Below are 14,611 nucleotides of genomic sequence, written 5' to 3' on the forward strand. Positions count from 1 at the left end.
GTTCCACGTGGAACAGGGAAAAGGCAATGGTTGAAAACGAACGGCTGACATCGGTTGAAGTCCTCGTCATAGGCGGAGGCCACGCCGGATGCGAAGCCGCCCTGGCTTCGGCGAGAATGGGCGTAAAGACCGCGCTCGTCACCCTCGATGCTTCGAAGATCGGGCAGATGTCCTGCAACCCTTCCATCGGCGGCCTGGGCAAGGGGCAACTGGTGAGGGAGGTCGACGCGCTTGGCGGTGAGATGGGCAAGGCCGCGGACGCGACGGCCGTGCAGGTCAGGATGCTGAACACGCGCAAGGGCCCGGCGGTACAGTCCCTGAGATCCCAGAACGACCGTGTGGCTTACCGGGATTACATGCAGCGGGTCATCGGGGAGACGCCTAACCTGACGGTAGTGGAAGGCGAGGTCTCGTGCCTGAACGTCGACCAGCGCCGCGTGACGGGGATCCGGACCAGCGATGGACGCGCCATATCCTGCCGTGCCGTGGTCGTGGCTTCGGGCACGTTTCTGAACGGGGTCATGCATCGGGGCGCGAGCAATTCGTCTGGAGGACGTCTCGGAGAAAGGGCGGCCACGGAGCTGTCCGATTCCCTGCGGGATCTGGGGTTCGACATCGGCCGGCTGAAGACCGGCACGCCGCCCAGAATCGATGGCAACTCCATAGATTACAGTGAGTTGGAGGTCATCGCCGGTGACGAATACCCCGATCATTTCTCTCAGGAAAGATTGTCACCGGCCGACGAGCAACTGCCCTGTTACCTGACCTTCACGAACGCCCGGACCCACGACATCATCCGCTCCGCCCTGGACCAGTCGCCCATGTACTCCGGTCGGATCACCGGCCGCGGTCCCAGGTACTGTCCATCCGTCGAGGACAAGATCGTACGGTTCGCGGATCGGGACAGCCACCAGATCATCCTGGAACCCGAGGGTTGGAATACCGACGAAGTATACGTAAACGGCTTCTCCACCAGCCTGCCGGAACCGGTGCAGGACCGGGCGCTGCACACGATAAAGGGCCTGGAGCAGGCGGAGATACTGCAGTTCGGGTATGCCGTCGAATACGATTTCATCCCTCCCGACAATCTGACCCGGTCCCTGGAAACCCGCCAGGTAGACGGGCTGTACCTCGCGGGTCAGATCAACGGTACCACGGGCTATGAGGAGGCCGCGGCACAGGGTATACTGGCCGGGATCAATGCCGCGCTGAAGGTCGGTAACCGGCCGGCGTTTACCCTAGACCGGGGCGAGGCCTATATCGGCGTGATGATCGACGATCTCATTACTAAGGGAGCGGACGAACCTTACAGGATGTTCACTTCGCGTGCCGAATACCGCCTGCTGTTGCGGCACGACAACGCGGATATGCGCCTGTCGGACCGCGCCTTCGAGATCGGTGTGATTTCAAGAAAACGTCACGAGGCCACGGTAAGGCGGCGCCGGCTGGTGGAAGCGGAAACAAACCGGCTGAAAGGGGAATACCTGGCTCCAGACAGGATAAACCCCATACTCGAGACCAAAACCTCGACGCCGGTATCTGAACCCGTGTCCCTGCACAAACTGCTATCCCGCCCCGAGATACAGTATTCCGACCTTTATGCCGTAGACCCGGATCCCATGGACCATGAACCGTCTGTCATCGGCCAGATACAGACCGCGGTCAAATACGCCGGGTACCTCGAGCGCCAGCAGAAGGAAATCGAACGCATGCGGTCCTGGGAGTCCCGTGCGATACCCGAGGAATTCGATTACGCATCCATAAGGGCCATGTCTCACGAAGCGCGCGAAAAGCTGGCCAGCATCCAGCCGGCAAACGTGGGTCAGGCGTCGCGGATCCCGGGCGTAACACCCGCCGATCTGTCCATCCTCGTTGTACATCTCGAACGCGATACGGCCAGGTCCCGCATCAGAAAATCCCGTCCTGAAAACCAGGTGTTCCACGTGGAACATTCCAAGATATGACATGGACACCATCAAACATTTCGTCCATGGTGTGGAGCAACTCGGTCATCGGCTTGACACCCGTAAAATCGGGGCATTCGAGCGGTACCTGTACGAACTCCGGCGTGTAAATCACGTACTCCGCATCATATCTACGAACAACCTGGAACGCATTCCGTCGCGCCATTTCCTCGATTCACTCATGCCTGCGTTAAAAGGCGTCCTGCCCACGGGCGGAGTAATCGTGGACATCGGAAGCGGCGGCGGTTTTCCCGGGATACCCCTCGCCATTTTCCTGCCTGGAACACACTTTGTTCTGGTCGAATCGAACTACAAGAAATGCGCTTTCCTTCGGATGTTAAGGCGCGCGCTGTCACTGGATAATCTGAATGTCTGCAATGTCAGGATAGAACGGCTGTCGGAGAAGTCGTCGGAAACATTGTATGACGGCGCGGTGGCGCGGGCTGTCGGATCAATCGGCCAACTTGTGGAATGGGGCTGGCCCATTTTGAAACCCGGAGGAAAACTGATATGCTACAAGGGCCCCGGTCCGGATGAAGAGATCGATTCGGCAGCGTCGGTCATGGAGGCGCAGGGCATGGTATGGGAGGCCACCGTTCCATATGAAGAAGGGGTTGTTAACTCTCCCACCCTCGTTGTGCTGACAAAGTGCGAGAAGGAAGGACCGTGATTCAAAATGATGCGACGTAACGGAAAATGAACTTCTGGTAGCAGAAAAACGACCGATGAAACAGACTACCCCTTTCCCGATCGGTCAACGAAGAAGAAAAACGACTATACATAATAATATATATTGTTTTCAAACGTATTGAAAACGGTCGTAACCTACACAATTATCAGTAGTTACGGTCAGAAGAGAGCTCGCTGTAACCCCCAAGTAACATAACCTCTATTTCCTGGCCGGCCGGCATGATTTCCTGGTCTTCGTGACTTACGGCCAACCCGTCGGCGATGGACATGGATCTAAGAATGCCTGAGCCCTGCGCGCCGGTGCGTGACGCGAAGTATTGATCTCCCCGTTTCTGTAGGGTCACGCGAATGAATTGTTTGCGGCCGAGCGATTTCGTCAGGTCTTCCAGGAGGCGGGCCTTGATCGTGGGGCGGTAGATGTGGGTGTACCCCTGCATCTTGAGCAGGGCGGGACGCATGAAGAGCTCGAAGGTAACCATGGAAGCCACCGGATTGCCGGGCAAGCCGAAAACGATGGTGTCGTCTATGGAGCCGAAGGCGAGGGGGCGTCCGGGTGTCATGGACACCTTCCAGAAGGCCATGGAGGTGCCGACGGCCTCGAGGGCGGCCTTGACGTAGTCGTATTCTCCCACCGAGACCCCGCCCGAGGTGATGACCGCGTCCGCGAGGAGTCCGTCGCGCAACGCCTCTTCGAGTGCTTCCTGCGTATCGGGAATGATGCCAAGGCGCAGGGGTATGCCGCCGGCGTCCGCCACCAGCGCGGAAAGGGCGTATCCGTTGCTGTCCACGATCTTGCCGTCCTCGAGGGGTTCGTCCACGTCGACGATCTCGTCGCCGGTGGACAGCACGGCAACGCGGGGCCGGCGGTAGACCGATACGTGGGAACGGTTGGTCGAGGCCAGCAGGCCGACTTCGGCCGGCCGGATCAGCATGCCGGACGGGATGATGAGGTCCCCATCGCGGATGTCTTCGCCGGCCCGGCGGAGGTCCGTTCCGGATTCCACGGCCTGGAGTATGCGTACGCGGCGCGCATCGACCCTTAGCGCGCGTTCGGCGCGGACGATGGTATCCGCGCCTTCGGGCACCGGCGCGCCCGTCATGATGTGTATCGCCTGTCCCGGTCCGACGGAACGTTTGGCCACGTATCCGGCGGGAAGGTCTTCGACGATCTCCAGTTCCGCCGGGGAATCCGGCGACGACGGTACCGTATCCGCGGACCGCACCGCGTAGCCGTCCATGGCCGAATTGTCCCAGGGCGGCTGGTTCCTCGTGGCGTGGACGTCTTCAGCCAGTACCCGGCCGCGCGCTGAGGCGATATCGACGCGCTCCACGCCGATCGGCCGGATCCGGTCCAGAATGGCGTCCCGGGCTTCGATAACGGAGATCATCGCGTGTTCCTCACGGTACACCCTGTCCGGCCGCGCCCATCAACAGCACCTGGACCTCGGATCCGCGGGGCAAGGAGGTTATGCCCGTTTCCACGACGACGAGACCGTTGGTCCCGGTCATGGAGCTGAGCATGCCGGACCCCTGTCCCGCGACGGTCGAGGCGTAGAACCGGCCTTCGGTACAGGTGATTCTGGCGCGCAGATAGTGCCGCCGATCCCCGCCGGCCGTCAGATCGTTCTCGAGTTCCGCCTGAACCGTGGGCAGGCGCCAGTCGTGGGGGCTGTAGCCCATCATCTTACGCATGGCGGGCCGTGCGAAGAGGAGGAAGGAGACCATGCAGGAAACGGGATTGCCCGGCAGGCCGAAGAACGGCTTCCCCTGCAGCAACCCGTAGGCGAGGGGCTTGCCCGGTTTCATCTGTACCCGCCAGAATCTCATGTCCGCGCCGAGGTCTTCCAGCACTTTTTTCACGTAGTCGTAGTCGCCCACGGAAACGCCGCCGGTGGATAGGACGATATCGGCGCTCAGCGCCGACCGGATGGCCTTCGCGATCTCCGCTTCGCTGTCTCTGGCGATGCCCAGGTTGACCGGCCGGCCATTGCATTCCCGCACGAGCGCGGCCAGGGAATAGCTGTTGCTGTTGACGATCTTTCCCGGTACGAGCCGCTCGTCGATTTCGACGACCTCGTCGCCCGTGGAAAGGATGGCCACGGCCGGACGCCTGCGCACCGCGACCTGGGACCGTTGGAAGGCCGCCAGAAGGCCGATCTCGCCGGGACCGATTTCGGCACCGGCGAAAAGGACACGCTGGCCCTGTTTTACGTCTTCCCCCCGGTAGCGTACGTTCTGGCCCTGTTTTACCGCCTTCAGGATCTCCACGCCTTCCGCATTCTGCCTGGTATTCTCCACCATGACGACGGCGTCCGCACCTCCGGGGAGGAAGGCGCCGGTCATGATGCGCGAAGATTTGCCGGAAACCACGTGCGCGGCGGGAACGGTGCCCGCGGGAATCTCTTCGAGGACCCCGAGGCGGCGGGGGGCGTCCTCGGATGCGCCCGAGGTGTCCGTGGCCCTGACGGCATAGCCGTCGACGGAGGAGTTGTCCTGGGGCGGCACGTCGAACCTGGGCGCCACGTCTTCGGCGAGCACGCGCTTCTGGCTCTCGGACAGCGGTACGCGCTCGATGCCCGAGACAGAGACCGAATCCAGCACGATCTCCTGGGCCTCCTCCACGGTGAGCATTCGGTCAGATGTCATGTTCATGTGTCCATCCCGGAAACGGGAGGTACGGCTTGCCGGCCGTCTGTGGGTGAGCGCATGGCTATCGGCCTGACCTTCAAGGAGCGGGATTCGCCATGAAGGCTTCGACGTCCTCGATCGTCCGGGGCGTGCCTTCCGACAGCACCTGGTGTCCGTCTTCGGTCACCAGCACGTCGTCTTCGATGCGCACCCCGATATTCCGGTACCGTTCGAAGGCGGGCCGTATCGCCTCGATCAGCGCACGGTTCCGCGGAGTGTCGTCCAGGTTCTCCAGCGTGTCCTCCCGGACGTAGATGCCCGGTTCCACCGTGATCACCATGCCCGGCCTGAAGGGCATGTCCCTTCCGCCCACGTCATGGACGTCCAGTCCGATCCAGTGGCTCGTGCCGTGCATGTACCACATGCGGTACTGGTTATCGGATGTACTCGTGATCAGCCCCAGTTTCAGGAGTCCGTCCGCGATCACCTTCCGCGCCACTTCATGCACCCTGCGCATGGTCATGCCCGGCCGGACGGCGGCGACGCCCCGGGCATGGGCGTCGAGGACGACCTCGTACACTTCGCGCTGGACCTCCGAAAAGACCCCGCCGACCGGGAACGTCCGCGTAACGTCGGCCGTGTAGTATCCGACGGCCGCGCCGATATCGGCCAGGACGAGTTCGCCGCTTGCGATCTTGCGGTTGTTTTCCTCGTAGTGGAGGGTCGTGGCGTTGGGTCCCGAGGCCACGATGGACGGGAAACCCCAGTGGGCGCCGTGCGCGCGATAGGTGGAAAGAATGATGCCGTCGAGTACGGATTCGTTCAATGGTCCGCCCGGTCCGCCTGGTACGCTTGCCCTGCGCATGATGGCGCGCTGCGCCAGGCGGGTGATGTCGACGGCGCGCTGCAGCCGCTGGAGTTCCCAGTCCGATTTGACGACGCGCAGGTCCCGGAACAGGCCGGACGCCAGCCGTACCTGGACGGCGGGAAAACGGGCGGCCTCCGCCGCGAACCGGAGGGCTTGCGGATACCGGCTGCCGTACCGGGAACTGGCGTCGGCCAGGAGCCAGACGGCCACGGGCGTTCCGTTCTCGACGGATTCGCCGATGGCCCGGTAGTCCCCTGCGTCATCGGAGGGGCGTTTTTCATAGGCCGATCCGTGGAGGACGGCCTCCACGAAGGCGTCGAATTCCTCAATCGGCCAGACATGGGCGATCCCGGTCCGTTGCCGGGCCTCTTCCACCCCGATCATGTGTCCGGTCCAGATCTCACGGGCGGGGTCGCGCCTGGGGAGGAAGAGGATCTCCTTCTGGCTTCGGTTTCCGGGCAGCAGCACGAGGGCGGCGCCGGGCTGGCTGATGCCGGTCAGGTAGAAGAGGTTGCTTTCCTGGCGGTAGGGAAAGTTTACGTCGTTGCTGAACACCTTGGGCTCCGCCCCGAAGAGGATCATGATCCCGCTGCCCATGCCGTCGAGGATCCGTTCCCGCCTTTCCGCCAGCTCCTTCACAAGCGCCGGCCCGGGGTCCTCCGTGATCGACAGGGACTCGGTCTGGGCGTCGGCCGGGGGAGCCGAGTTTACGCCGTATAGGACCATTCCCCAGAGCGCGGCAGTGAAGATCGAGCGCAGCGCGGCGGAAAAAACCGGGCCGAGTGTAGTACCGGCCGCGCGCTGCGCGTTACCGGCCTTAAAAAGACCAGTTTTATAACGTGGATTCATGGGTCGTCGTCCTTGTATTCCGTGGTGGCAGCCCGCCAGGCCGCGTGGAATCGAGTATGTCTCAGGTGGTATATTCCGCGTTCACGGTCACGTATTCGTGGGACATGTCGCAGGTCCACACCGTCGCCGCGCCGTCTCCCAGCTTGAGGTCGATCTCGACGGGTATTTCACTGGCGGAAAGGGCCTCCCGCATGGCCGGTTCGTCGAGGGGGAGCCCCTGGCCGTCGCATGTCAGCTGGTAGCCGCAGAGGTACAGGTCGATCGTGTCCGGATCCGATTCGGCGCCGGCGTACCCGACGGCGCAGAGGATCCGGCCCCAGTTGGGATCGTGGCCGTAGATGGCCGTCTTCACGAGGGCGGAGTTCGCCACGCTCATGCCGATCGTCCGGGCGTCCTCGTCCGAAGAGGCGCCCCGCACGCGGATCTCCACGAGTTTGGTCGCGCCTTCGCCGTCCCGGGCGATCTTCTTCGCCAGGTCGGTGCAGACGTGCTCGAGGGCTTCGGTGAACCGCTCGTAGGCGTCCCCGGAAGGCTGCGTGATCGGCGGATTGCCCGCGGCGCCGTTAGCCAGGATGAACACGGTGTCGTTCGTGCTCATGTCTCCGTCTACGGTGATGCAGTTGAAGGACTTGCCCACGGTCCGTCGGAGGGCCGACTTGAGGGCGCCCGGCGCGATGGCGGCGTCCGTCGTGACCACGCCGATCATCGTGGCCATGTCCGGGCAGATCATGCCCGCGCCCTTGGCGATCCCGCCGACTGTCACGGCCGCACCGTCCAGATCGCACCGCACCGCACAGGTCTTGGGCACCGTGTCGGTCGTCATGATCGACTCGGCGGCGTCCGGGTCAGGCCCAAGCGGCTGCCGGCCCAGCGCTTCCCGGATGCCTTCGCGGATCACGTCCATGGGCAGGGGCCGTCCGATGACCCCGGTGGAAGCGACGAGGATCTCGCTCGCGGGCACGGACAGCCCCTCGGCCACCAGGGCGGCCATCTCCCGGGCGTCCGCCATGCCGGGTTCCCCGTTGCACGCGTTGGCGTTGCCGCTGTTGACCACGACGGCCCGCGCCATGCCGGTCTGCAGATGGGCTTTGGAAAGCGTCACCGGTGCGGCCTGCACCCGGTTCGTGGTGAACACCCCCGCCGCGGAGGCGGTGCCGCCCGCGTCGATCACCACCAGGTCCTTGCGGCTGCCCTTCGGACTGTTGATGCCGCAACCCGCCGTGTTGGCCAGGAACCCCTTCGGGGCCAGTACGCCGCCGTCTAACGTCTGCATGGTCAAGCCCTCGCTTCTTTCAACGTCTCGTGCCACTCCTGCAGGCTCTTCACGGAGATCTCGCGGCCTTCGTTCTTGAGCGCCTGGATGGCCTTGACCGCGGACCAGGCCGCCGAGAGCGTGGTGATGCACGGGATGTTCGCCTCGATGGCTGCGCGGCGGATCATGTAGTCGTCGTCCCGCGCGCTTTTGCCCAGGGGCGTGTTGATGATGAGTTGAATGTCGCTCCGCCGGATGTGGTCCACGATGTGCGGTTCGCCCTCCCAGACCTTGTTGACCCGGACCACCTCCAGGCCGGCGTCCTCCAGCGTGCGGCCGGTGCCGCTCGTCGCCATGATCGTGAAGCCCAGCATATCGAGCTCCCGGGCGATATCCACGACATTCTCGTGGTCGAAGGCGTTGACGCTGACCAGGACGGTGCCGGACAGGGGCAGGGAGCCGCCTGCCGCGCTCTGCCCCTTGGCGAAGGCGATCCCCGGCTCTTCGTAGATGCCCATGACTTCACCGGTCGATTTCATTTCGGGCCCGAGCAGGCTGTCCGAACCGGCGAATTTGACGAAGGGCAGCACGACCTCCTTCACCGAAGCGTAGGGCGGGATGATCTCCTCGGTGAACCCGAGTTCGCGCAGCGTCTTCCCGGCCATGACCTGCGCCGCGAGCTGGGCGAGGGGCACGCCGATGGCCTTGGACACGAAAGGTATCGTACGCGAGGCCCGCGGGTTGACCTCCAGCACGTAGACGACGTCATTCTTGATGGCGTACTGCACGTTGATCAGGCCGACGACCTTGAGGCTTCTCGCCAGGGCGTGGGTGTAGGTCCTCATCGTGTCGATGTGCATGGGCTTGACCATGTAGGGCGGTAGCACGCAGGCGCTGTCGCCGGAATGGATGCCCGCCTCCTCGATGTGTTCCATGATCCCGCCCAGGACGACGTCCGTCCCGTCGGAGATGGCGTCCACGTCGTACTCGAAGGCGTCCTCGAGGAACTTGTCGATGAGGATGGGATGTTCGGGCGACACGTGGACGGCGGTCCGCATGTAGGTCTGCAGGGAGTCGTCGTCGTAGACCAGAGCCATGTTGCGGCCGCCGAGGACGTAGGAAGGCCGCACCAGCACGGGGTATCCGATCTCGCCCGCCACCTCGCGGGCCTCTTCGAAGGAGAAGACCGTCCCGTGGGGCGGATGGGGGATGCCCAACTCCGTCGTCAGGGCGCCGAACCGCTTGCGGTCCTCGGCCAGGTCGATGCTGTCGGGCGAGGTGCCGATAATGGGCACGCCCGCGCGCTCGAGCGGCAGGGCCAGCTTGAGGGGCGTCTGCCCGCCGAACTGGACGATCACGCCGTCCGGCTTTTCCGTCTCGACGATGTTCATCACGTCTTCGAAGGTGAGAGGCTCGAAGAACAGCCGGTCCGAGATGTCGTAATCGGTGCTCACGGTCTCCGGGTTGCTGTTGACCATGATCGTCTCGTACCCGTCCTCCTTCAGCGCCATGACCGCTTGCACGCAGCAGTAGTCGAACTCGATCCCCTGGCCGATGCGATTCGGCCCGCCGCCAAGGATCATGATCGTCTTCCGCGTCTTGGGCCGGGTCTCATTCTCGGTCTCGTAGGTCGAATAGTAGTAGGGCGTCATGGCCTCGAACTCGGCCGCGCAGGTGTCGACGGTCTTGAACACGGCGTCCACGCGCGCCTCGATGCGCCGGGCGCGGACCGACCGCTCGTCGCTGCCGGTCAGGTGGGCGATCTGCACGTCGGAGAAACCGGCCTGCTTGGCCCTGTGCAGCAGTTTTCGGGGCATGGACCCGTTCCGGTGCGCGCCGATTTCGCCCTCGAGCTCGACGATGTCCCGCAGGTTGTGCAGGAACCAGGGATCGACGCCGGTCAACGTGTAGATCTCTTCGATGGGCATGCCGAGCTGAAGGGCGGTCTTGATCTGGAAGATGCGCTCCGCCGTGGGCCGGGACATCTGCTCCCTGAGGTCATCCAGCACGCCGTCCGCCCGTCCGTCCGCCCGTCCCGCGGCCAGGGTGCCGGCGTCCACCGCGTCCTTCCCGTCCGCCCGTCCCGCGGCCAGAGTGCCGGCGTCCACCGCGTCCTTCCCATCCGCGCCGAGGCCGTGGCGGTCTATCTCCAGGCCCCTGAGCCCTTTCTGGAGCGCTTCCTTGAAGGTCCGGCCGATGGCCATGGTCTCGCCCACCGACTTCATCTGCGTACCGAGCTGGGTGTCGGCGTTGGGGAATTTTTCGAAGGCCCACCGCGGGATCTTCACCACCACGTAGTCGATGGTGGGCTCGAAGGAAGCCGGGGTTTCGCGGGTGATGTCGTTCGGGATCTCGTCCAGCGTATATCCGACCGCCAGCTTCGCGGCGATCTTGGCGATGGGGAAGCCCGTGGCCTTGGAGGCGAGGGCCGAGCTGCGGGACACGCGGGGGTTCATCTCGATGGCCAGGATGCGGCCGTTTTCGGGGCTGACGGCGAACTGGATGTTCGATCCGCCCGTCTCCACGCCGATTTCCCGGATCACTTTGATTGAGGCGTCCCGTAGGGCCTGGTATTCCTTGTCCGTGAGGGTCTGCGCGGGCGCGACCGTGATGCTGTCGCCGGTGTGCACGCCCATGGGATCGAAATTCTCGATGGAGCAGATGATGACCACGTTGTCGGCCAGGTCCCGCATGACCTCGAGTTCGTATTCCTTCCAGCCGATGACCGACTCCTCGATCAGCACCTCGGTGATGGGACTGGTGGACAGGCCCCATTCGACGGCTTCGGCGTATTCCGACTCGCTGCGCGCAATGCTCCCGCCCGCGCCGCCCAGGGTGAAGGCCGGTCGGATGATGGCGGGAAAGCCCGTATTCTTCACCAGTTCCCAGGCCTCGTCGACAGTCCGCGAGAAGCCGCCCCGGGGCACCTCCAGGCCGATGCGTTCCATGGCCTGCTGGAACAGTTCCCGGTCCTCCGCCATCTTGATCGCCCCGAGCTTGGCGCCGATGAGTTCGACCCCGTAGCGGTCCAGCGTGCCCGACTCGGCGAGCTCGACGGCGACGTTCAGGGCGGTCTGTCCCCCGAGCGTGGGCAGCAGCACGTCGGGGCGCTCGCGCCGGATGACCTTCTCCACGTATTCCGCGGTGATGGGCTCGACGTAGGTCCGGTCCGCCATGTCCGGATCCGTCATGATCGTGGCCGGGTTGCTGTTAATCAGTACGACCCGGTAGCCTTCTTCGCGGAGCGCCCTGCAGGCCTGCGTGCCGGAATAGTCGAACTCGCAGGCCTGTCCGATGACGATCGGCCCGGAGCCGATGATCAGGATGGATTCGATGTCGGTGCGTTTCGGCAAGCTGACCCTCAAAAGGGACCGCGGTGAGGCGCCCACGGCGGGGCGCCCGCGCGTCACCTGCGTTCAGTTGGAGCAAATCGTTTGAATATAAAGTGAGAAGGCCCGAATCGCAACGTTAAAACCGGGCCGATTCGGGCACGGCGGATGCTGGAGGGCTGTGCGAGGCGGGGTGGGTGGACCGTGCTCCGCGGGTGCGGATGGATCAGGCGCGGCGGGGCGGACCAGCGCGCTTATTCCAGCGACCGGAGCAGGACTTCCTGGGCGGCTTCGAATCCGGGCGCGTCCTCCAGGGCTTTCAGTGCGGCCTTCCTGGCGTCGTCCTTCCTTCCCGCCGCCAGGTATGCGCGGGCCAGGTCGTACTGCGCCTGCACCCGGTCGGTGGTCTCGACCGCCAGCACGGCTTCGTACTCCGGCACGGCTAGGTCCGGCCTTCCATCCCGTTCGTACAAACCGGCGCGTATCTTGCGGATCTCGGCGTCGAAGGGATCGATCATGACGGCCCGTTCCAGGATGCGGAGGGCGTCCCCGCGCCGGCCTTCCCGGGCGTAGAGCCCGGCCAGGGTCTTGCAGGATTCGATGTCGTCCTCGTCAACGGCGGTGAGTGCCTCGAGGGCCTCCATCGCCGCTTCCGTGTTCCCCTGTTCGAGGTAGATTTCCGCCAGCAATGCGTGGGGATTTCCGGCATGGGTGTAATGTGCGTAGAGGGTCCGGGCGCGCTCAAGCGGCGCGATGGCTTCTTCGTACCGTTTCTGCATGTGCAACGCCTGGCCCAGCATCAGATGGGCGAAGAAACTCTCCGGATGTTCGGTCGCCATCGCCTCCAGTTCGGCCATGGACGGTTTCTCGTCGCGCGACGGCTTGAATTGCAGGACGCGCCTGAGCCCGGCGATCCGCTTTTCGGTATAGTCCGCGAAAGCCTGGTCGAAGTCTTCCATGGACCGGCCCGTTACCTCGCGAACGACTTCGGCAGTGGTCCGATTCCGGTTGTACAGGTCCAGCATGTGCCGGACCGCCTCGAATCCGAAGGTGTCCACGATGTATTCCACGACGATCGAGGCCTGGTAGTAGGAAAGGACGATCTGGTTCCGTGACTTCGGCCGGGTGAAACCCCGGTTCAGCTCGCTGACGGCGAGCAGTTCGCCCTGGACCGCCGCCTCGGTGAACTCCGCTTCCAGGTCCATGTCCCATTCCGGGCGGGCGAGGCGCGTCTCGTAGACGGCGATGCCTTCCGCCAACCAGCGGGGGATGCGGTTGCGCGTCTGCTGCAGATGGGTGACGTGGACGTACTCGTGCCAGAGCGTCTGCCCCCAGTTGAACGTCCCCTTCGGCCGGGCCCTGGGCGAATTCGCCACCACCACCTCGCCGAAGCAGACCCCCAGCAGGCCGCCCGTTCCCGGCACGCCGGCGATGCGCACCATGAAATCGTCGTTGTCCGGCAGCATCTCGACATGCACGTGTCCACCCGGCGTGAATCCGTACCGCGGAGCGATCGTCCGGTGGGCTTCTTCGAGCAGATCGAGGGCCAGCTTTCCGTACACGGCGTCTTCGTCCCGGTGGATCTTCAGGATAAACGGGCCGCGTTCCCGTGTCTCGAAATCCTCGAAGGAGTCGAGCAGCTCCAGCGTGTTGTAGGTCCGGGTGTCGAAGGGATCCCGGTCGAAGGCCTGTTCCAGCATCCGGCGGGCCTCATCCATCTCGCCGACCCGGGTCAGGCTGATCCCCAGTCCGGCATAGGCCGACCAGAGCACGGGATCGGTCTCGATCGCCCGGCGGCCCATCTCCACGGACTCCCGGAACCGGTAGCGCCGCGTGAGGTGGTTCGCGATGATTTCATACATCCGGCCATAGGAAGAATTGATGTCCAGGACGCGCTGCCGGGCGCCTTCGAAATCGGCCTGGCGGCCTTGGCCGTGGTAAGCCGCCGCCAGGAGGGCATGGGTTCCGGGTGATTCCGGGTTGACCTCCAGGGCCTGGTCCAGTTGGCCGATCGCATCCTCATAGGCCTCGTCCGTCAGGTGAAGACCCGCGAGAAAATGGCGTCCCTCCATGAGCGCGGGGTTGATCGCGAGCGCCTTCCTCACCACGGCCTCCGCCGGCAACGGCTGTTTCTCCGCAACCGCCTCGGCCAGGCCGATCAGCGCGGGCGGATATCCAGGGTCGATCGTCAATGCGTCCTCGAAAATCCCGGTCGCTTCCGCGCTGTTGTGCTTGTCGAGGAAGAGGCGCCCCCACGCTACGTAGGCATCGAGGTGCCCGCTGTCGGCACGGGTGGCCGCGGCCAGAAAGGCATTGGCCTCGTGAGAAAGCTCCAGGTACCGCGCGGCGAGCCCCGCGGCCATCAGGTTCGGTGCGTTCGCCGGCCCTTGCGTTCCCGTGTCCCTCAGGACTTCGCGGCACAGTTCAAGGCCCTCCTCGGTCCTGCCCGTCGTGAAATACACCTCCGCGAGCCGAACGGAAGCCAGCGCCGGCCCGCCCCGGCGGGACCGGGCGGCGGCCAGGGCGGACTCCGCTTCGTCATACCGGCCCAGGCGCAGGAGAAGTCTACCGAGCAACGCGCGCATCTCGCCGATCGCGGTCGTCGCGCCGGTTTCGGCCGCGTCGCTCGTCGCGCCCGCGGCTCCAGGTGCGCCCGCATCGCCAGTCGCATCCGCCCGCTCCACCTCGCTCTTCAGGAGTTCGACGGCCTGCCCATACTGTCCGACGGTTGCATGAAGCCTCGCCAGCGCCAGGATCGTCTCGTTGCGCCGCGCCTGCTCCTCCGAATTGCCGGCGCCAGCGGTGCGCAGGCGGGCGTTCTGCCGTGAAACCTCCGCCTGGAGTTCCTCGATCCGGTCCACGTAGTGCTGGCGCGCAACGCGGCCTTCCTCGGTCGCCTGTTCGAAGGCGGCGCCGTCCTGGGCTGTTGTGCCCTGGGCGGTTGCAGGAGGAGGGGTTTCCACCGCGGAGAGCAGCAGAAACACCACGAACAGACGGGCGGTTCTTATCATAACGGACCGGGTAGGAATAG

General features: G+C 64.3%; 8 protein-coding genes. 2 read left to right on the top strand and 6 right to left on the bottom strand.

Annotated elements, in window-relative coordinates; all coding sequences use genetic code 11:
- Window positions 1-26: 26 nt before the first annotated feature.
- Together mnmG and rsmG are read left to right on the top strand one after the other, a co-directional pair.
- Complete coding sequence (gene mnmG, locus F4Y38_07705; protein MXY49174.1) at window positions 27-1,964, top strand: tRNA uridine-5-carboxymethylaminomethyl(34) synthesis enzyme MnmG; 1,938 nt, start codon at window positions 27-29, stop codon at window positions 1,962-1,964.
- Window position 1,965: 1 nt separating this feature from the next.
- Complete coding sequence (gene rsmG / locus F4Y38_07710) at window positions 1,966-2,634, top strand: 16S rRNA (guanine(527)-N(7))-methyltransferase RsmG (GenBank protein MXY49175.1); 669 nt, start codon at window positions 1,966-1,968, stop codon at window positions 2,632-2,634.
- 166 nt (window positions 2,635-2,800) lie between these two features.
- On the opposite strand, the gene F4Y38_07715 is transcribed toward rsmG, so the two are convergent.
- From F4Y38_07715 to F4Y38_07740, 6 genes are all read right to left on the bottom strand, one after another.
- Complete coding sequence (locus F4Y38_07715; protein MXY49176.1) at window positions 2,801-4,042, bottom strand: molybdopterin molybdotransferase MoeA; 1,242 nt, start codon at window positions 4,040-4,042, stop codon at window positions 2,801-2,803.
- Between the two features lie 10 nt (window positions 4,043-4,052).
- Window positions 4,053-5,306: a molybdopterin molybdotransferase MoeA gene (locus F4Y38_07720; protein MXY49177.1), complete on the bottom strand. Its 1,254-nt coding sequence runs from the start codon at window positions 5,304-5,306 to the stop codon at window positions 4,053-4,055.
- Between the two features lie 73 nt (window positions 5,307-5,379).
- Window positions 5,380-6,999 carry an aminopeptidase P family protein gene (locus tag F4Y38_07725; GenBank protein ID MXY49178.1) on the bottom strand — a complete coding sequence of 540 codons (1,620 nt, stop codon included), beginning with the start codon at window positions 6,997-6,999 and terminating at the stop codon, window positions 5,380-5,382.
- 61 nt (window positions 7,000-7,060) lie between these two features.
- Window positions 7,061-8,272: a bifunctional glutamate N-acetyltransferase/amino-acid acetyltransferase ArgJ gene (gene argJ, locus F4Y38_07730; protein ID MXY49179.1), complete on the bottom strand. Its 1,212-nt coding sequence runs from the start codon at window positions 8,270-8,272 to the stop codon at window positions 7,061-7,063.
- Window positions 8,273-8,274: 2 nt separating this feature from the next.
- Entirely contained in the window at window positions 8,275-11,604 is a 3,330-nt protein-coding gene (carB, locus tag F4Y38_07735; GenBank protein MXY49180.1) for a carbamoyl-phosphate synthase large subunit, read from the bottom strand.
- Window positions 11,605-11,834: 230 nt separating this feature from the next.
- Window positions 11,835-14,591 (bottom strand): tetratricopeptide repeat protein, encoded by a 2,757-nt coding sequence (locus F4Y38_07740; protein MXY49181.1) that lies wholly within the window; start codon window positions 14,589-14,591, stop codon window positions 11,835-11,837.
- Between the last annotated feature and the right edge of the window lie 20 nt (window positions 14,592-14,611).

The sequence above is a fragment of the Gemmatimonadota bacterium genome (genome assembly GCA_009838645.1).
Lineage (GTDB): Bacteria > JAAXHH01 > JAAXHH01 > JAAXHH01 > JAAXHH01 > JAAXHH01.